The sequence below is a fragment of the Rhodoblastus sp. 17X3 genome (genome assembly GCF_030056575.1).
Lineage (GTDB): Bacteria > Pseudomonadota > Alphaproteobacteria > Rhizobiales > Beijerinckiaceae > Rhodoblastus.
In genome coordinates this window covers 101,008-119,512 of the sequence record NZ_JASHHX010000007.1, presented here as the reverse complement: position 1 = coordinate 119,512, position 18,505 = coordinate 101,008, and the positions used below count along the sequence as shown (strand labels likewise).

At 66.1% G+C, this 18,505-nt stretch carries 19 protein-coding genes; 5 read left to right on the top strand and 14 right to left on the bottom strand.

The genetic code is table 11. The annotated features are described in order from the left end of the window. Positions 1 to 2: 2 nt before the first annotated feature. The 5 genes from QM467_RS09140 to QM467_RS09120 are packed head-to-tail and all read right to left on the bottom strand — an operon-like array spanning position 3 to position 4,928. Positions 3 to 1,217 (bottom strand): cation:proton antiporter, encoded by a 1,215-nt coding sequence (locus QM467_RS09140; RefSeq protein ID WP_283365999.1) that lies wholly within the window; start codon positions 1,215 to 1,217, stop codon positions 3 to 5. 15 nt (positions 1,218 to 1,232) lie between these two features. After that, complete coding sequence (locus tag QM467_RS09135; RefSeq protein WP_283365998.1) at positions 1,233 to 2,393, bottom strand: ABC transporter permease; 1,161 nt, start codon at positions 2,391 to 2,393, stop codon at positions 1,233 to 1,235. Continuing rightward, a complete protein-coding gene (locus QM467_RS09130; protein WP_283365997.1) occupies positions 2,390 to 3,319 on the bottom strand; it encodes an ABC transporter ATP-binding protein in 930 nt (309 codons plus the stop codon). Before QM467_RS09130 ends, QM467_RS09135 begins: the two co-directional genes overlap by 4 nt. Next, positions 3,316 to 4,308, bottom strand: a complete 993-nt coding sequence (locus tag QM467_RS09125) for an HlyD family secretion protein (RefSeq protein ID WP_283365996.1) — start codon at positions 4,306 to 4,308, stop codon at positions 3,316 to 3,318. The genes QM467_RS09130 and QM467_RS09125 overlap by 4 nt, the downstream gene beginning before the upstream one ends. Then, on the bottom strand, positions 4,305 to 4,928 hold the full coding sequence (locus QM467_RS09120) for a TetR/AcrR family transcriptional regulator (RefSeq protein ID WP_283365995.1): 624 nt from the start codon (positions 4,926 to 4,928) through the stop codon (positions 4,305 to 4,307). The genes QM467_RS09125 and QM467_RS09120 overlap by 4 nt, the downstream gene beginning before the upstream one ends. Positions 4,929 to 5,077: 149 nt before the next feature. On the opposite strand from QM467_RS09120, the gene QM467_RS09115 reads away from it, so the two are divergent. Beyond that, a complete protein-coding gene (locus tag QM467_RS09115) occupies positions 5,078 to 5,797 on the top strand; it encodes a CBS domain-containing protein (RefSeq protein ID WP_283365994.1) in 720 nt (239 codons plus the stop codon). On the opposite strand, the gene QM467_RS09110 is transcribed toward QM467_RS09115, so the two are convergent. After that, positions 5,794 to 7,707: a hypothetical protein gene (locus QM467_RS09110; protein ID WP_283365993.1), complete on the bottom strand. Its 1,914-nt coding sequence runs from the start codon at positions 7,705 to 7,707 to the stop codon at positions 5,794 to 5,796. The two genes, QM467_RS09115 and QM467_RS09110, sit on opposite strands and share 4 nt — an antisense overlap. 216 nt (positions 7,708 to 7,923) lie before the next feature. On the opposite strand from QM467_RS09110, the gene ettA reads away from it, so the two are divergent. Further along, a complete protein-coding gene (ettA, locus tag QM467_RS09105) occupies positions 7,924 to 9,576 on the top strand; it encodes an energy-dependent translational throttle protein EttA (protein ID WP_283365992.1) in 1,653 nt (550 codons plus the stop codon). A 67-nt stretch (positions 9,577 to 9,643) separates the two neighbouring features. On the opposite strand, the gene QM467_RS09100 is transcribed toward ettA, so the two are convergent. After that, entirely contained in the window at positions 9,644 to 9,949 is a 306-nt protein-coding gene (locus QM467_RS09100; RefSeq protein ID WP_283365991.1) for a hypothetical protein, read from the bottom strand. 199 nt (positions 9,950 to 10,148) lie between these two features. On the opposite strand from QM467_RS09100, the gene QM467_RS09095 reads away from it, so the two are divergent. Continuing rightward, positions 10,149 to 11,744: a GMC family oxidoreductase gene (locus QM467_RS09095; protein ID WP_283365990.1), complete on the top strand. Its 1,596-nt coding sequence runs from the start codon at positions 10,149 to 10,151 to the stop codon at positions 11,742 to 11,744. A 14-nt stretch (positions 11,745 to 11,758) separates the two neighbouring features. On the opposite strand, the gene QM467_RS09090 is transcribed toward QM467_RS09095, so the two are convergent. From QM467_RS09090 to QM467_RS09075, 4 genes are all read right to left on the bottom strand, one after another. Continuing rightward, entirely contained in the window at positions 11,759 to 12,238 is a 480-nt protein-coding gene (locus QM467_RS09090) for a ferritin-like domain-containing protein (RefSeq protein ID WP_283365989.1), read from the bottom strand. A gap of 62 nt (positions 12,239 to 12,300) precedes the next feature. Further along, positions 12,301 to 13,200 (bottom strand): 2Fe-2S iron-sulfur cluster-binding protein, encoded by a 900-nt coding sequence (locus tag QM467_RS09085; protein WP_283365988.1) that lies wholly within the window; start codon positions 13,198 to 13,200, stop codon positions 12,301 to 12,303. A gap of 410 nt (positions 13,201 to 13,610) precedes the next feature. Further along, positions 13,611 to 14,477, bottom strand: coding sequence for a pyridoxamine 5'-phosphate oxidase family protein (locus tag QM467_RS09080; protein WP_283365987.1), 867 nt, complete (start codon positions 14,475 to 14,477; stop codon positions 13,611 to 13,613). Positions 14,478 to 14,480: 3 nt separating this feature from the next. Continuing rightward, a complete protein-coding gene (locus tag QM467_RS09075; RefSeq protein ID WP_283365986.1) occupies positions 14,481 to 15,116 on the bottom strand; it encodes a glutathione S-transferase family protein in 636 nt (211 codons plus the stop codon). A 118-nt stretch (positions 15,117 to 15,234) separates the two neighbouring features. Between QM467_RS09075 and QM467_RS09070 the strand changes: the two genes are divergently transcribed. Together QM467_RS09070 and QM467_RS09065 are read left to right on the top strand one after the other, a co-directional pair. Further along, the gene (locus QM467_RS09070) at positions 15,235 to 16,128 is read left to right on the top strand and encodes a LysR family transcriptional regulator (protein ID WP_283365985.1); all 894 of its coding nucleotides are present in this window, start codon (positions 15,235 to 15,237) and stop codon (positions 16,126 to 16,128) included. A 124-nt stretch (positions 16,129 to 16,252) separates the two neighbouring features. Then, on the top strand, positions 16,253 to 17,041 hold the full coding sequence (locus QM467_RS09065; RefSeq protein WP_283365984.1) for an SGNH/GDSL hydrolase family protein: 789 nt from the start codon (positions 16,253 to 16,255) through the stop codon (positions 17,039 to 17,041). A gap of 12 nt (positions 17,042 to 17,053) precedes the next feature. Here the strand turns inward: QM467_RS09065 and QM467_RS09060 are convergent, their stop codons facing one another. From QM467_RS09060 to mobA, 3 genes are read right to left on the bottom strand one after another with little or no spacing between them, the layout of a single operon-like run. After that, positions 17,054 to 17,557 (bottom strand): DUF2478 domain-containing protein, encoded by a 504-nt coding sequence (locus tag QM467_RS09060; RefSeq protein WP_283365983.1) that lies wholly within the window; start codon positions 17,555 to 17,557, stop codon positions 17,054 to 17,056. Beyond that, on the bottom strand, positions 17,554 to 17,778 hold the full coding sequence (locus QM467_RS09055) for a sulfurtransferase TusA family protein (RefSeq protein WP_283365982.1): 225 nt from the start codon (positions 17,776 to 17,778) through the stop codon (positions 17,554 to 17,556). Before QM467_RS09055 ends, QM467_RS09060 begins: the two co-directional genes overlap by 4 nt. Continuing rightward, complete coding sequence (mobA, locus tag QM467_RS09050; protein WP_283365981.1) at positions 17,775 to 18,416, bottom strand: molybdenum cofactor guanylyltransferase MobA; 642 nt, start codon at positions 18,414 to 18,416, stop codon at positions 17,775 to 17,777. Before mobA ends, QM467_RS09055 begins: the two co-directional genes overlap by 4 nt. Positions 18,417 to 18,505 lie beyond the last annotated feature (89 nt).

Here is an 18,505-nt window from a genome sequence, read left to right as displayed (position 1 = left end):
CCTCAATCCGGATTGGGCAGGAAGCCCAGCAGCCGCAACAAGGGCGGCATGGTCAGGCCCTGCACGACGATGGAAAAAGCGACCACGGCGAAGGTGACGACGATGATCTCGTCGCGCAGCGGCAAGGCGGCCGGGAGAGACAGGGCCAGCGCGAGGGCGAGCGCCCCGCGCAATCCGCCCCACCACAGGACGTGCTGCTCCGGTAGCGAGACGGCGTTTTTGGCGCCGCGCAAGGCGAAGCTGAGCGGATAGACGGCGGCGGCGCGGGCTGCGAGCGCCAGCGTGATGATAGTGGCGATCACGCCTCGACCGTAATGCTCGTAATGCATGACCGCGACATTGGCGCCGATCAGCAGGAAGATGACGGAATTGGCGAGGAAGGCCGCAAATTCCCAGAAATTGGTCATGGCCTCACGGCCGCGCTGGCTGAGGAAGGACCGCTCGCCCGGGCTGAACACGCCGAAATTGCCCATGATCAACCCGGCCGTGACTGTCGCCAGCACGCCCGAGACATGAAGCTTTTCCGCCGCCAGAAAGGACGCGAAGGCCGCGATGGTGGAGAGCGTCAGCTCGACCAGATGTTCCGACGTGCCGCGCGACAGCAGAATGGCCGCGGCGCCTGCCGCCGCGCCGATTCCAATGCCGCCGCCGACGATGCGCGCGAGCGTCAGCGCCGTCTCGGCCGCGCCCGGGGCGTGTTCGCCGGCCTGGATCCAGGCGAGGACGAGGGCGAACAGCACGGCGGCGGCACCGTCGTTGAACAGGCTCTCGGCCTCGACCAGCAGGCTGAGGCGGCCGTGAAACCTGTTGTCCTTGAACATGGCGATGATCGCCACCGGATCGGTCGCGGAAATCAGCGCGCCGAACACCAGAGCCGGGGCGAGCGGCCAGTCCAGCAGCCAGACCAGCCCCATCGCCACGACCGCCATGGCGAGGATCGTGCCGAGGATTGAGAAGGTCAGGATCGGCGCCAGATCCGCGCGCAGGTCGCGCCAGCGCAGGGCCAGAGCAGCCTCGAACAGCAGCGGCGGCAGGATGAGGTCGAGGATGAGTTCGGAGGTGAGGTCCGGGCCGACGTCGATCCTGGAAAAGGCGAGCAGCGCGCCGACGACGACGAGGCCGATTGTATAGGGCAGCTTGACGCGCCGCGCGGCCATGGCGACCAGCATCGCCACGCTGAGCATGACGAGAATTTCCTGCAGACTTTCACCCATCATGCGTCCGTCCCAAGGTCAGTCCAGCGTCTGGCGGAACCGCAGGACCGCAATGGTCATGGCGGCGAGGGTGAAGGCGCCGAGCGCCGCCGTGTCGGCGGCGAGATCGGCGAAGCCCGCGCCTTTCAGCATCACGCCGCGCACGATGCGCAGATAATGGGTAAGCGGCAGGATCGAGCCGATGTCCTGCGCCCAGTCCGGCATGCCGCGAAAGGGGAACATGAAGCCGGACAGCAGGATGCTCGGCAGGAAGAAGAAAAAGCTCATCTGCATCGCTTGCAGCTGGTTCTTGGCGATGGTCGAGAATGTATAGCCCACGGAGAGATTCGCCACGATGAAAAGCATCGTCAGCGTGACGAATGTGCCGAGATTGCCGACCACCGGCACCTTGAAGATGAAGCGCGCGGCGAAGGCGATGAGGGCCATCTGGAGGAAGCCGACGGCGGCATAGGGAAGGATCTTGCCAAGCATGATCTCGACCGGATTGATCGGCATGGCGAGCAGAGATTCCATCGTGCCGCGCTCGACCTCGCGCGTCACCGAAAGCGCGGTAAAAATCAGCATGGTGAGGGTGAGAATGGTGCCGACGAGGCCCGGCACGATGTTCAGCCGCGTCTCGCCCGCCGGATTGTAGCGCTTCTGCAGGCGCACTTCGTAAGGCGCGGGCTTGGAAGAGAGCCGCTGCAAAGGCCCCAGCAATTCGCGTGTGAAGACCTGCGCGGCCATTCCGTTCAGCGCCATGGCCGCGCCATTGACGGCGGTCGGGTCGGCGGCGTCGGCGACCACGAGAATGGCCGGATTTTCGCCGCGCGCCAGCTTCCGGGCGAAGTCCTGCGGAATCTCGATGGCGAAATTGACATCGCCGGAAAGGAGCAGCGGATCAATCTCCTCGGGAGCGGAGAGCGCGTAGCGGATGTCGAAATAATCCGTGGCCTTCAGCGCCGTGATGAAGAGGCGCGAGAAGGCGCTGTGGTCATTGTCCAGCACGGCGGTCGGCAAGTGCTTGGGGTCTGAATTGATCGCGAAGCCGAACAGGATGAGCTGCATGACCGGAATGGCGATCATGGTGGCGAAGGTCAGCCGGTCGCGCCGCAGCTGGATCAGCTCCTTGACGAAAACGGCATAGAGCCGCTCCAGCGCGGCGGGAAGAAACGAAGCTTTTTCGCGCGCGGCGCTCATGAATAATTGTCCCGCGCGCGGCTCATCATGTCGATGAAGACGTCTTCGAGATTGGGGGCGTCGCGCTCCCAGACGAGGCCCGGCGCCGCGAATTGTTCCGCGACGCGGTCTAGCGCGGCGGCGTCGCGGCCCGCGACATGAAGCTTGGCGCCGAAGGGCGCGACCATGTCCACGCCGGGAGTTTGTTTCAGGATTTCGGCGAGCGCCGCCAGATCGTCGCCGGAGACGACGAAGGTGGAGAGATGCGACTGGGCGATGATTTCGGCCACGGTCCCCCGCGCCAGCAGATGGCCGTAAGCGATATAGGCGATCTCGTGGCAGCGCTCAGCCTCGTCCATGTAATGGGTCGAGACGAGCACGGTCAGGCCCTCGTGGGCGAGCTGGTGAATCTCGTCCCAGAAATCGCGCCGCGCCTTGGGATCGACGCCCGCGGTCGGCTCGTCGAGCAGCAGCAGTTCCGGCCTCGGCATAATGCAGGCGCCGAGCGCGAGGCGCTGTTTCCAGCCGCCTGACAATTCGCTCGCGAGCTGGTTGGCGCGCCCGCCAAGGCCGAGCCGCTCGATCGCCTCGCCCGCGCGAGCGGCGGGGTCGCGCAGGCCATAGACGCGGCCGATGAATTCGAGATTTTCGCGGATCGTGAGATCGGCATAGAGCGAAAAGCGCTGCGTCATATAGCCGGTGCGGCGCTTGATCTCGCGCTGCCGGGTGAGAATGTCGAAGCCGAGGCAGGTTCCTTCGCCGCTGTCGGGCGTCAGCAGCCCGCACAACATGCGGATGGTCGTGGTCTTGCCGCTGCCATTGGGGCCGAGAAAGCCATGAATGCGGCCCCGCCGCACCTGCATCGACAGGTCCTCGACCACCTTCTTGCCGTCGAAGCTCTTGTTGAGTCCGCGCACGTCGATGACGATTTCCGGCGCCTCGCTCATTTCGCAGCCTCCGCCGCGACGAGCCGCGCCGTGACCGGCAGGCCGAGCGGCAGAATGACGGAGGGATCGTCGAGCCGCGCATCGACGCGGAACACCAGCTTGCCGCGCTCCTGCAGCGAGAAGATCACCGGCGGGGTGTACTCCGCCTGCTGGGAGATAAAGGTCACGCGCGCATTGAGGCTCGGCGGGCAATTGTCGCAGGCGACCGCGATCTTCGCGCCGAGGGAAAGGCGCGCGAGCTGCGGCTCGGGAACGAAGAAACGGATCTTGCGGTTCTCGGGCGGCAGCAGGACGAGAATGGGCTGGCCGGCGCCGACGATTTCGCCGGGCCAGAAATAGACGTCTTGCACAATGCCGGAGGCGGGCGCGGAAACAGACTGGCGCGCGATGCGCACGTCGACCTGCTCCAATTGCGCCCGCGCCTGATAGACGGCGGCTTCGGCACCGGCGATTTCCTGGTTGCGCGACGGCAGCAGCCCGGCCTCGATCTGGCGTTCGGCTTCGGCGAGGCTCGCCTTGTCGCGGTCCAGCGCGAATTTCGCCTGGTCGCGCGCGGCGAAGGTGGTCGCGCCCCGGGGCAGCATCGCCTGTTGGCGGTCATATTCCGTTTGCGACAGGACCAGCGACGCCTTGGCGCGCTCCACGCCCGCGCGCAGAACCGCGATCTGCTCCGGCCGTTGCAGCGCCGCCTGAAAATTCTTCAGATTGGCTTCGGCCTGTTCGACGCGCGCCTGAGCCTCGGCGCGCTGCTGGTCAAGCACGGGCGTCGCCATGGTGAAGAGCGCCGCGCCCTTGGCGACCTGCGCCCCGGGCTCGACATTGAGCCGCAGCAGGCGCTCGCCCTCGATAGGGCCGATTTGCACGAGGTCGCCTTCGACATAGCCGGTATAAAGATCCTGCGGCCTGGAGGGCGCGAAGACCTTGCTGGCAAGCCAGACGAGCGCCAGAAGGACGAGGATCGGCGCGATCCATTTGAGCCGGTTTTTCATTTGGTTTTCTGGGTGAGGGCGCGGGTGAGCAGGTCGAAATGGGCTTCGATCAGCGCGCGGGAATCGAGCGGCTCGATAGGGGCGAAGACGACGCTCCAGATCACCGCGACGAGCGCGGGCGCGATGACCAGATGCGGGAAACGCGCGGGCTCGTCGGAGACGAATTCGCCGCTGGCGAGGCCCTTGGCGACAATGGCCCGGATCATCGCCATGCCGCGCGAAATGATCTCGCGATGGTAGAATTCGGCGAGCCCGGGGAAGCGTCCGCCTTCGGAAAGCACCAGATGCAGGACGCGCCTGCGGTCGGGGTCTTGCAGCGCGGCGGCGATGGCTTGACCCACCAGCCTCAGCAGCTGGCTCGCGGGGGCGGGGGAGGCGGCGACGGCCAGCTCGACATTCTGCAAGGTCACGCCGATCGTGCTCTTTACGATGGCTTCGAGCAGGTCGTCCTTGGATTTGAAATAAAGATAGATCGTGCCCTTGGCGACGCCCGCCGCCTTGGCGACGTCTTCGAGCCGCGCGGCGGAAAAGCCCTTGGCCGCGAAAACGTCCAGCGCCGCCGCGCGGATGGCGCGCATGCGGTCTTCGCGGTCGGATTCGGTGCGGGCCTGCCGCGCCATGGTCGCTCCGGGCTTGATTTTATGACTGACCATACAGTCATAATTTATTTCGGGCAATCCCTCGCATTGATCGGCGTCAAGGATTAGCCTCACGCTAGGATTACACTGGTGTCGCGCGGGCGGATGGCGCCGCGCGAGGGGAGGCGATCATGTTTGCGTCCGAAATCATGACGAGCCCGGTCAAGACGATCGGTCCTGACGCGACGATCGAGGAGGCTATCGGGCTCCTGCTGTCGTTGCATGTGTCCGGCCTGCCGGTGACGGACGCCGACGGGCGGCTGGTCGGGCTGGTCAGCGAGGGCGATTTCCTGCATCGCGCCGAACTCGGCACGGCCAAGCGCAAGCCGCGCTGGATCGAATTCTTGCTCGGTCCGGGCGAGGTCGCGGAATCCTATGTGATGAGCCATGGCCGCAAGGTCCATGACGTCATGACCCGCGACGTCGCGACGGTCGGCGAATCCGCCTCCGTCAACGAGGTGGTCGAGGTGATGGAGCGGCGCAAGGTGAAGCGTCTGCCGGTGGTGAGCGGCGATCGCGTCGTCGGCATCATCACCCGGGCCGATCTGCTGCGCACCCTCTCCCTGGCGGTCGCGCCCAAGCCGGCGACCGCTGCCGAGTGCACGGACCAGGCCATTCTCGACCGTCTGCTGAGCGAATTGCGCGAGCAGGGCTTCGCCTCGCCCAAGACCCTCGACGTGACCGTGGATCAGGGCGTTGTCACCCTGACCGGCGAGATCTTCGACGAAAGGCAGCGACCGGCGCTGGTGGTCGCGGCGGAAAACATCCCCGGCGTCAACCGGGTAATCGACAAGCTGGTATGGATCGAGCCTTTCTCCGGCATGACCATCGGCAAGACCGAAGGATTTTAGGCGAACAGCTCCATTGAGACGTGGCGGGCGAGGGCGGCTGCGCGCCACGCCTCGTCGCGGCTGATTGGCCCGCCGATGGCGGCGACCCTGGCGAGCGTCTCCTGCAGGGCCGCCGAGCCTCTCGGCGCGAAAATGTCCAGATTGGCGGCCAGGGCCTGTTCCAGAGCCTGCCGGTCGCCCGGCGTCGCGCCGATATCCGCCGCGAGGAAGAGGGCGAGGGCGGCGGCGAGGCCCGGCGTCGCCGCTGAGGACGGGCGCAGGAAGCGGAACAGGTTGCGCAGGCGTTTTTGCGCGCGCGGGTTATCGCCGGCCAGCGGCGCCAGCGCGTCCACGAGGCTCGATTCGAGCGGCGACAGCGGGGCGTCGAGCGCGGCCAGGGCGAGCGGCGCGTCCGGGCCGCCGGCGTCGAGCCGCAGCGGCAGCTGGACGCGGCGGGCGAGCGCGTCTGGCGCCCCGCGGAAAAGCTGGGCGTCCAGCGCATAGACCGCGATCAGGCCGGGGCGCGCGAGCAGGTCGTTCAGCCGGTCGAGCAGAGGCGCGGGAGCGGCGACGCTCTCGAAGCCGTCGACCGTGACCACGATGCGGCCCGGCGCGCCGGGGAAGCCGCCGCTCGCCAGCAGGGCCGAAACGGATTCGAGGAAGCCCAGCGCGACGTCGCGCTTCCGGGCGGCTTCGTCGGTCTCCATGAACAAGGGCGGGTTCTTGGCGGACCCGGCGGCGGCGGCGCGCCGCTCGGCTTCCTCCGCCTTCTGGGCCAAAGCGTGGGCTTCGCTTCCCAGCATTTCGACATTTCGCGCATGATGGGCGACGCTCTGGTCGATCTCGTGGCGCCTGGCCGCGACGTCCTCGTCAAGCAGTCCGGCGGCCTGGACGAGGGGATGCATGAAGTCGAAGGCGCGCCAGACATTGAGACCGAACAGGGCCAACGCGATCAGGGCGAAACCTTGCGCCGCCATCGGCAGCCAGTCGAGGCGGATTTGCAGGAAATCGGCGGTCTGCGCGCCGATCGAACCGGAGCTGGCGATCACGCCGAGCCAGACCGGCTTGTTGGCGGCGAGCCAGGCCAGGCCCGTGTTCACGGCGAAGCTCGCGGCGGAAAGCAGCAGCAGCCGGATCTGGCCGCGAAATGCGTAAAGGCCCCGCAGCGAGGCGAGCAGCCGCGAGACGAGTCCGCCGCTCTCATTGACGTCGCGGGTCAGGTCCTTGAACACGGCGAGGGGCTCGCCGGCGAAGCCGAACCGGCGCAGGCGCGGCTCGACGGCGCTGCGCATCTTTCGCGCATAGACGTCGACGCGGGTTCCGGGCGTGTCATAGAGCAGCGTTTCCTTGATGGCCGCGCGGCGGGTCTCGGTCTGGGCGAGCGCCTGCTTTTCCTGGCTCAGCTTGCGCCGCAGGGCGTCGAGCCGCTCATGGGCCGCCCGGGCGACGGTGGCGGGATCGGCGCCAAAATGCGCGCCTTCCTGCGCGGCTTCCTGGGCCAGCGCGCCATGGCGCCGCGACAGGGCGCGATAAAGCGCGGCGGCGAGCGAGCGCTCCGGTTCGGCGGCGAGGTCGCCGGCGCGCAGGGAGACGACGACTGTCGCGCCGGGCGCGGCGAGGCTTTCCGTCAGCCAGCCCAGCGCGCTGGATTTGCCTGCGCCGGCGGGAGCGAACAGTCCGGCGGCGAAGGGCGCCGGCGCGTCGGGCCGGCGCAGCAGGTCCGAAAGGCGCTTCAGCAGGGCCTGGGTCTGCGGTGTGAAAGCAGCCTTGTCCGGCCTGGCGGGGGCGTCGGTCTCGAAGGCGCCGCCGGCGACGGGGAGCGGAGCAGGGGCCGCCGCCGGGCCGGTCCACGGCAAGGAAGGCTCGGTCCGGCGGGAATCGGCTCCGGGGAGGCGCTCGGGAATGCGTTGTTCGGGAAGGACTGCGGACAAGGCTGAGCTCCTGTATCGGGCGCGGGCGCCAGTTTAGCCTGAATAATGGAAATCCGAAGCAGCGATAGGGCCAAAAGTGACTTTTTCTGCGGCGCCGCAACGCCGGCCAACGCCAAAAAGGTTTTCTCTTTTCTGCCTCATGCTCTAAAAGACGGCCAGCGAAATTCCCCTCCGCCGGCGCCTGTCGCCGGCCCAATCCTGAAAGCATTCACGCCAATGGCGCGGCAATTCGTTTATCACATGCAGGGCCTCACCAAGACCTGGCCCGGCGGCAAGAAGGTCCTCGACAACGTCCATCTGTCCTTTTATCCGGACGCCAAGATCGGCGTTCTCGGCGTCAATGGCGCGGGTAAATCGACCCTGCTGCGCATCATGGCGGGCATCGACAAGGAATATTCCGGCGAGGGCTTCGTCGCGGAAGGCGCCCGCGTCGGCTATCTGCCGCAGGAGCCCAAGCTCGACGACAGCCTCGACGTGCGCGGCAATGTCATGCTCGGCGTCGCCGACAAGAAGGCCGTGCTCGACCGCTACAACGAACTCGCCATGAATTATTCGGACGAGACGGCGGACGAGATGACCGTTCTGCAGGACGAGATCGAGGCCAAGGGCCTGTGGGATCTCGACAGCCAGGTCGATCAGTCGATGGACGCGCTCGGCTGCCCGCCCGACGACTGGCCCGTGGAGAAGCTTTCGGGCGGCGAGCGCCGCCGCGTCGCCCTGTGCAAATTGCTGCTGGAGCAGCCGGAATTGCTGCTGCTGGATGAGCCGACCAACCATCTCGACGCCGAGACGGTCAACTGGCTCGAAGGCCATTTGCGGACCTATCCGGGCGCGATCCTGATCGTCACCCATGACCGCTACTTCCTCGACAATGTGACCGGCTGGATTCTCGAACTCGATCGCGGCCGCGGCATTCCCTATGAGGGCAATTATTCCAGCTGGCTGAAGCAGAAGCAGAAGCGCCTGACGCAGGAAGGCCGCGAGGACGAGGCGCGCCAGCGCGCCATCGAGGCGGAAAGCGAATGGATCGCGGCCAGCCCCAAGGCGCGCCAGGCCAAGTCCAAGGCGCGTATCCAGCGCTATGAGGACCTCGTCGCCAAGCAGAACGACAAGGCGCCGACGACCGCGCAGATCGTCATTCCGGTGGCCGAGCGGCTGGGCCAGAACGTCATCGAATTCAAGCATCTGTCGAAGGGCTTCGGCGACAAGCTGCTGATCGACGATCTCAGCTTCAAGCTTCCCCCGGGCGGCATTGTCGGAGTCATCGGCCCGAACGGCGCGGGCAAGACCACGCTGTTCCGCATGATCACCGGGCAGGACAAGCCGGATTCCGGCGAGATTTTGATCGGCGAGAGCGTGCAGCTCGGCTATGTCGACCAGTCGCGCGACTCGCTCGACGGCAAGAAGAACGTCTGGGAGGAAATCTCGGGCGGCAATGACATCATCTATCTCGGCAAGCGCGAGATCAATTCGCGCGGCTATTGCTCGACCTTCAACTTCAAGGGCTCCGACCAGCAGAAGAAGGTGGAAATGCTTTCGGGCGGCGAGCGCAACCGCGTGCATCTGGCAAAAATGCTGAAGAAGGGCGCGAATGTCCTGTTGCTCGACGAACCGACCAATGATCTCGACGTCGACACCCTGCGCGCGCTGGAAGACGCCTTGGCGGATTACGCGGGCTGCGCCGTGATCATCAGCCATGACCGCTTCTTCCTCGACCGCGTCGCCACCCACATGCTGGCCTTTGAGGGCGACAGCCATGTGGAATGGTTCGAGGGCAATTTCGCCGATTATGAGGAAGACAAGAAGCGCCGCCTCGGCGTGGACAGCGTCATCCCGCACCGGATGAAATACAAGAAATTCTCGCGCTGATTTTTTACGCGACGGACGATCAAAGCCGGGCCTTGCAGCCCGGCTTTTTCATTTTGGGCAGGCCGGCTCAGCCCCAGGTCTTCCCCAGCGCGCCGAGGTTCGAGCGGGCGAGATCCTCTGGGGTCATGGCGATGCGGAATTCGACATCGGCTTCGAAGGTCAGATACCAGGGTTCGGCAAGGGCCGGGATGGCCGAGGCGTCCTTGACGTCCACCACCAGCGTTCCGCCGCGCTGGCCGGCCATTTCCGTGAAATAGGCCGCCTCGGGTTTGATCGTTTCGAGAATTTTCCCGATTCTCGGCCCCGCGGAGCCGTCGCGCACGAAGCTGTTGAAGGGTTCCGTCGGTAACGTGACAAACATGAGCATGCGCATGGGCGACCTCCCCGATCGTTGCTTTTGCACGCTAGTCCCTTGGGGCGCCGCCGCCAAGGCCGCATTGGGATCGCCTCCGGCTTGAAAGGCGCCCACGTCGAAATTCGCCTCTTGTTCGCGAAGGCGTTGCGCAAAAGTGGTTTCTATATAAACTATCAAAAAAGCTTCGCGGCAAAATTGTTCGGGGGAGGAACGGCGCGTGGAGGAGTTCGATTATCTCGTCCTTGGCGGCGGCTCGGGTGGCTGCGTCGTGGCGGGGCGGCTCAGCGAAGATCCGGCTCTGCGCGTCGCGCTGGTCGAGTCGGGCGACAAGGGCGACAGCTGGGTTGTCAGGACACCGCTCGCGGGCGCGCTGATGGCGCCGGTTCCCTTCCACAACTGGGCCTTTTCCACCGTCCCGCAGCCGGGGTTGGGCGGACGCCGGGGCTATCAGCCGCGCGGCCGGACGCTCGGAGGTTCGTCCGCCATCAATGCGATGGTTTATACGCGAGGGCACGCCAGCGACTATGACCGTTGGGTGGCGCTGGGCAATCCCGGCTGGTCCTTTCAAGACGTGCTGCCTTATTTCCGCAAGTCAGAGCATAACGAGGTCTTCGACGACGCCTTCCACGGGCGCGGCGGCCCGCTCAATGTCGCGGCCTCGCGCACGGACAATCCGTTCCACGATTATTTCCTGGACGCCGCGCGCCAGGTCGGCCACCCCCTCGTGGAAGATTTCAACGGCGCCTCGCAGGAGGGCTGCGGCGTCTATCAGGTTACGCAAATCAATGGCGAGCGGTGCAGCGTGGCCCGCGCCTACATCCATCCGCATCTGGCGACGCGGAAAAACCTTGCCGTGCTGACCGGGGCGCGCGCGCTGCGCCTCCTGTTCGAGGGCAAGCGGGCGGTGGCGGCGGAACTGGCGCTGGCGGGCGGCGAGCGGCGCGTGTTGCGGGCGCGCCGCGAAATCGTGCTGGCGATGGGCGCTTTCGGTACGCCGCACATCCTGATGCTGTCGGGCGTCGGCGACGCCACGCGGCTGGTCGCGGCGGGCGTCGCGCCGATCCATCATCTTCCCGGCGTCGGCGAAAATCTGCACGACCATCCCGATGTCGTTCTGGGCTATCGCTCTGCCTCGCGCGACCTGCTGGGGATATCGCTCGGCGGCGGGGTCCGGCTGGCCCGCGAAATCCTGCGCTACCGGCGCGAGCGGCGCGGCATGGTCGCGTCCAATTTCGCTGAGGCGGGCGGCTTTCTCAAGACGCGGCCCGACCTCGCAGCGCCCGACGTGCAATTGCATTTCGTGGTGGCCATGGTGGACGATCACGCCCGCCGGCAGCATCTCGGCCATGGCATGACCTGCCATGTCTGCGTGCTGCGGCCGAAAAGCCGGGGCGCGCTGCGCCTTGCCGGCCCGGACCCGCTCGCGGCTCCGCTGATCGACCCCAATTTCCTCGGCGATGCGGAAGATCTGGAAACGCTCGTCGCGGGCTTCAAGCTCACGCGGCGGATCATGGAGGCGCCCGCGCTGCGCGCGCATTGGAGCCGCGAAATGTGGAGCGAGGGCCTGCGCGGCGACGGTGACATCCGCGCCTTCCTGCGCCGCCGCGTCGATACGGTCTATCATCCGGTCGGGACCTGCGCGATGGGGCCGGATCGGGCCAACGCGGTCGTCGATGCGCGCCTGCGGGTTCATGGGCTGGAGGGCCTGCGCGTGGCGGACGCCTCGGTCATGCCGGAAATCGTGGCCGGCAACACCAATGCGCCGACCATCATGATCGCTGAAAAAGCCGTCGATTTCATACGCGCCGGATAAGGACCCGCAACAGCTCAGCCTTCGGCGGGCAGCGGCTCTCCGGCGCGCGAGGCCGCGAGCCATTTCTTCAGTTCGGTGACGTGTTCCTGCTCCTCGGCGACGAATTCGGCGGCGAGGGCCTTGATTTCGGGGTCGTCGGTCGTGTCGAGGACGGCCTTGTAATAGGTATGGCCGGCGGTTTCGGCGGCCAGGGCGATCTGCAAAGCCTCTTCCCGGCCAAGCATGGGGTCCGCGCCCCAGACGGCGGCGGCTTCCGGGCTTTCCAGATCCGGCCAGACGAAATCCTCGGGCTTCATCTCGGGCATTTCGCGAAAGCCGGACCGGGCCGTCGCCATCTCCAGATGCAGCCTGGAATAATGCGCCAGACGCCGGAACAGGCGCGCGACCTCGCGATTGCCGCCGCTTTCCATGGCGTCGGCCAATTCGCCGAACCGCGCCGCCGCCTCTCGCTCGAGATGGACCGAATAGGCCAGAAATTCTTCAACCGTCTGCATGTCCCATGCTCCAATTTTTCGCGCAGACCGCGGCGGCTGCGAAGCCGCCGCGCGCAACAGCGTCAGACCGCGTGCGACTTGCTCAGCCATTCCTCGCGGGCGATCCAGGCCTCCAGCACTTTCACGTGATCGGCCTCTTCCTTGACGAATTCCTTCGCCATGGCGACGACGTCGGGCAGCTTCGAGGTTCCGGCGACGGCGTAATAGAATTCATAGCCGCGCTTTTCGCCGGTCAGCGCCGCGCGAAGGGCGTCGAGACGCGACAGGTCGGCGTCGCCGGCGAGCAGCGAGGTGCGCTCCGGCGTGACGTGGTCCGGCCAGACGTAATCCGGCGGAACCTGCGCCGAGAGGTCCTTGCCCTTGGCGCGCGACTTGGCCTCGTTCAGATGCAGGCGGGAATAGCCCGACAGCTGCCGGAAAAGCTTCGCGACTTCGGCGTTGCCGCAAAGCTCCATCGAGGCGGCGAGGCCGTCGAAATGCTGCGCGGCGTCTTCCTCGACCTTGATGGCGTGGGCGAGGAAATCGTCGACGGAGGCGATCTCAATGGCGGCGCCCTTGTAGACCTTGGCGGCGATCGAGAGATGCGGCGGCTGGGCGGGGATGGTCTCGTCGCCCGCGAATTTGACGAGGATGTCCTCGTTGCGCACGAAGCACTGGCAGGCCAGGCGATGCAGCGGCGGGATGTCGTTGACTTCCGCTTCCTTGATCTCGTCCTTGGTGATCTTGCCGAGTTGGCGCAAGGCTTCCTTTTCCTTTTCCGTCAGCGCAACGCCATAGGGCCGCTTTTGGCTGAGGATCTGGACTTCGACGAGGCAGGAGCCGCATTCGCCATCCTGGCAATCGAAGGGAATCGGGATCTTGTTGGCCTTGGCGACGGCGAGGATCGTGCCGCGATCGCCAGCCACGGCGTAAACCGTCACGTCACGCGACAGGGATGGCGATGAAAATGTGATATTGGCCATGCAAATCTCCGGGAATGGCGCTCGCCCCGCGCGGAGGCGGGCGCGTCCGCCGCGGTGTGGCGGCAGGCGGCGTCACCGCTTCGATGCAAAGGCGAATTGGGCTGTCATGACGACGAAATTGTCCGCCGCGCGCCGAAATTGCCGGCGCGCTCTGGGCCAGCACGGTCCATGCCAGCATTCGCGGGTTTCCGGCATGCGGACGGCGAGACAATCGGCGTCGTTTCGCAACAAATATGTCCGCTGACGGACCCGAATGTTCGACAAAAGCCTGTCGAAACAAGCACGCCTTGTCCGGTTTTGCATCGGCAAGGCCGTGGGCAACGGGCGCCGTCCATAAATTGTGACAAAAATTATTCAGCGGCGGCGAGATGTTTTTTGGCGCCGCATAACAATACTTAAGCTCAAGCTGGTCAGAACGCCGACGCGGGGCCGCCAAAGGCCTGAACGGCGGTTAGAAGCCGCGCGGCGCGCGGCGCGAAGGTCCAGAACCGCGCGTCGGGCGAGAGATGCGGCCGCGCCTCGCCCGCGAGATGGAGCGCGCGTCCGCCGGGGAAATCCACGAACAGCAGCGCGGCGCGCGGGTCGTGGAGCAGATTGCCGAAAGTGTTGAAATAATTATTGCCCGGAAAATCGGGGATTTGCAGGACGCCGTCCTGCCCGAGCCGGACGAAGCCGGGCGGGCCGCCGCGATGGGACATATCGACTCCGTCAGGCCCGCGCGAGGCGATGAAAAACACGTCCGCCTTTGTGATCAAGGCGGCCATGGCGTCGCCGCCGACGGGCAATTCGGTCCAGCCGCCGGGATCGTCCGCGCCGGGGAAAAGCGTGCGCGGCGCAATATATTTCGGACAATTGCCAAAAGCTTCCTCGACCGCCAGTTCAAACCCGCCGGCGTGCGCCTCGGCGACGCGCCCATTGACGCGGTTGCGGCGGCGCGCGGCGAAATCGACGCCGATCAGGGCGAAGGCCGCGCCCGCTTGGGCCAGCAGGCGCTCGCCCGAGGGGAGGCGCGCGGCGATCTCCATATGGTGCGGCTCCGGGCACGTCAGGAATCCCGGCGCGCCACGCAGCAGCGACGCGGCGGGATGGCCCGCCTTATCGAGGCCAGCCACGAAAACCAGCGGCAGACGCGCGAAGAAATCGCGCTGCTGCGCGCTGAGAGCGGTCCGTATCACAGGCCCGATCTCCGGCGCGCCGGCCGCGCGCCGCGCCGCTTCTTCGCCCTCGTGCCAAGGACGGCGGTCTGGCAGGGGCCGGTCGGGCAAAGGCGTCGCCATGCCTCAGGCCGCCAACAGACCCGCCTTGGTGGCGGGCATGGGCGCGAAGCCGGGCAATGCTTCGATGCGGCGCAGCCAGGCGCTCAAATGGGCGTGCGGCGTCAGCGCAACTCCGCCCTCCGGCGCATGGGCGATATAGGAATAGAGCGCGACATCGGCGATGGTCGGCCGTTCGTTGACGAGGAAAGTCCTTGCCGCCAGCAGGCCGTCGAGCGTCGCGAACAGCCGCTCCGCGACGGCCTTGGCGCGGGCATGGTCGAAATCCATGCCGAAGACAGTGACGAGCCGCGCGCTGCATGGCCCATTGAACACAGGCCCTTGCGCGACGGAGAGCCAGCGTTGGACCTGTGCCGCGCCTTCGGCGTCGCGCGGCAGCCAAAGCCCGTCCGGGTCATATTTTGTCGCGAGATAGACAAGGATCGCGCAGGAATCCGCGACGACCACGCCGTCATCCTCGATCACGGGGACGGTCCCGAAAGGATTCAGCCGCAAGAACGCCTCGCCGCGCTGCTCGCCGCCCACGAGGTCGATCTGATGAAAATCGAAGGGCAAGTCCAGCAGGCGCAGCATCAGTTCCGCGCGATGAGAATGGCCGGACAAGGGGAAGCCGTGCAGCAGGATCGGCTTTGACGGACGCATGTCTTTCTCCCTGGATCGTTTGGGCCTTTGCGGCCTGATCCGACCAAATTAGTCCTTTTAATTTTCGAGTTAATAAGCAAAATTCTCATCAGACTATTGCGTAAATCGGAACAATCATATGGACCGGCTGGACTCCCTGTCGATCTTCGTCGCCGTCGCGGAACGCGGCGGCTTCATCGCGGCGGCGCGGAAATCGGGGCGCTCCCCGGCCGCCGTCAGCCGGGCCGTGGCGGCGCTGGAGGAAAGCCTCGGGCAGCGCCTGTTCAACCGCACCACCCGGGCCTTGTCCTTGACCGAGGCGGGCGAAAAACTGCTGGAGCGCGGGCGGCGCCTGCTGGCGGATTATGACGATATGTCCGATGCGCTGCAGGGCGGCGACGCGCCCCGGGGCGTTCTCACGCTCACCGCACCAGTCATGTTCGGACGGTTGCATATCATGCCGATCGTGCGCGATTTCCTTCGCGAGCAGCCGGGCGTCGACGTCAACCTGATGCTTCTCGACCGCATCGTGTCGCTGGTGGAGGACGGGATCGATCTCGGCCTGCGCATCGGCAAGCTGCCGGATTCCTCGCTGATCGCCATCCGGGTCGGGGCCGTGCGCCGGGTATTGGTGGCCTCGCCCGATTATCTTGCGCGGGCGGGCGTTCCGGGCGACCCCGCCGGTCTGGCGGATCACGCCTTCATCGCGACAATGGGTGCGGCGCCGCCGCCGAGCCATTGGAGCCTCGGGGCGGAAGAGGACAAGATGATCCGCTTTCGTCCGCGCCTGACAGTCAATTCGGTGGATGCGGCGCTCGACGCCGCTATGGATGGGCTGGGAATCGTGAGGCTGTTTTCCTATCAGGTCGCCGAGGCCGTCGCGCAGGGACGGCTGGTCCGCATATTGCAGGATTACGAGCCGCCCGCCGCGCCGATCCATCTGGTGCGGCCGCCGGGCAGGGCGCCGCGCAAGGTCGTGCTGTTCATCGAAAAGGCTGCGGACGCGCTGCGTGCGAAATTTGGCGCCGTTTAAGGCCGGAAATTGAAGAAAAATGCTTTCCGGCCGGGAAAATAACGCAGTTTCGACTTAGTCGGGATGCTCGGTTGACCGCGAGCGGGAGCGTGGGCAAAGTCTTCCGCTGGGAGAGACGTTCTGGATGCGCAAGCCGTTTGTCGTACTTGCTGCTTCGCTGAGCTTGGGATTGGCGCTGCCGCTGGTCTTTCCGGGCAAGAATTCCGCGCGCCGGTTTCAGGTCGTGAGCGAGGACGTTTGCCGCGGCGCCGCCAGCCTGCCGACGAAAATCAGCGCCTTTCCGAATTTTTCCAAGGCGGTCCGCGAGGAGGGCCGCGTGCGGATCGTCGCCATCGGCTCGTCCTCGACCGAAGGCGTGGGGGCCAGTTCGCCGGCCGCGAATTATCCCTCGCAATTGCGCGACATGCTTGAAAACGCCTTGCCGTCGGAATCGGTCGAGGTCGTCAATCTCGGCATTGGCGGCGAGAAGGCCGCGCAGACCGTCGAACGCATCCGGGGCGAGGTTCCGCGTCTCGGCCCCGATCTTGTGGTCTGGCAGGTCGGCACCAATGACGGGGTTTCGGGCGTGCCGCCGCGCGAATATGAGGCGACGCTGCGCGCGGCGCTGCGCTTCCTGAAACACAGCGAAGCCGATGTGCTGCTGGTTGGCATGCAATGGTCGCGCAAGCTCGCGGCCAATCCCAATTATGGCGCGATCCGCGAGGTCACCGCGCGGATCGCGCGCGAGGAAGGCGTCACGCTGGTTTCCCGCTACGAGGCGATGCGGCAATTGGGCGAGGCCACCGGGCGCGAGGATTTCATCGGGCCGGACAATCTGCACATGAACGATCGCGGCTATCGCTGCCTGGCCGAGCAGATCGCGGCGACCCTTTCCCATTCCTTCGATCAGAAGACGGCGGGTGGCAAGCTCTGAGCCCGGCCGGCGTCAGGATTTAGGCGCGACGGCGGCCCACCATTCGAGCGCGGCCTCGAGCGTGCAGGGCAGGGTTTCGCCAAGATCGCCAGCGAAGGCGCGCCAGCCCGGTTCGCGCATGGCGCCGACGCCGATCAGGGTGGGAACGCCGAGGCTCGCCGCCTCGCCGATTTCCGCAATCAGGCCGCCGCCCTCGATTTCGACGCGTCCGAAACGGGCGAGCAACAGCAGGTCGGGCGGCGAGGCGAGGCTTTGCGCCAGCAGGCCGGCGGCCTCGACAAGGGCGCCGGTGTCGAGCCGGCAGCCTTCCGAGCAGGCGCCGAGATCCTGCGTGAGATTGATGCGCCGGCCGCTGCCAAGTTCCGTCACGAAGATCGAGTCCCCGCAGGGTTCCTGCAGCAGGCCGCCGACGCGAAAGCCTTGCGCGGAAATGATGTCGCGCAGGGCCGCGAAAAGCGGGTCCACCGATTCGCCCTCGCGGTAGATCATGGCCGCCAACGCGGCGCGCGCGCTCATGCGCCAGCCTTCCGGATGACGAAGACCAGCGCCCCATCCGCCCGCGCCTGGCTTTCGAGAAGGTCGCCGGTCTCGCGCACCAGATTGGGCAGGTCGATCGCGCTCAAGGGGTCGGTGCAGGCGACCTCGATCGTCTCGCCCGGGGCGAGGGCGGAGAGGCGCCTGCGCGTTTTCAGAACGGGCAGGGGGCATTTCAATCCGCGCAGGTCGAGCGTCTTCAAGGGCTTCGCCTCAACATTTCCTCGGCTTGGGCGAGGTCTTCCAGCGTGTTCACGTTGAAGAAAGGATCGCGCCCGGTCGCCGGCCATTCGACGACCGTCATATCATAATCGCGCTGGAACTGGCCCACGCCGCGCATGTCTTTTTCCAGCAGGGCGTGGCGCAAATCGTCGCGCAAGCTTAGCGGCCAGAGCGCGATCACCGGATGGACGCGCCCGCCGGAGGCCGCGCAGGCAAGGCCCGAGCGCGTTCTTTTTCGCGTGGCTTCGAGCAGGCGGGAGGCGAGATCGTCCGGCAGGAACGGGCAGTCGCAGGGCAGGGTGAGCAGGAATTCAACGCCCGGCGCATGAGTAGCGGCGAAATCGAGGCCGCCGAGAACGCCCGCGAGCGGACCGAGCCGTCCGGGCGCGGCGTCCGGGGCGACGGGCAGGTTCAAATCCGCGAAAGGCGCCTGCGTCTCAACGTCCAAATCATGGAGATTGAGCGCGATCGCGCCGCCTTGCGCCCGCGCGGCGTCGGCCACGCGGTCGATCAGGCGGCGGCCGCCCAGCGGCAGCAGCGGCTTGGCGCGCCCCTCCATGCGACGGCCGAGGCCTCCGGCGAGGATCAGGGCGAGAAGATTGGCGTGCGGCTCGGTCATGACTTTTGTTTCAGGATCAATCTTTACGTGGGCGCGTCATTTGGCAATGAAGGATTGCGTCGGGCAGGGATGACGTATAAAGATATGTT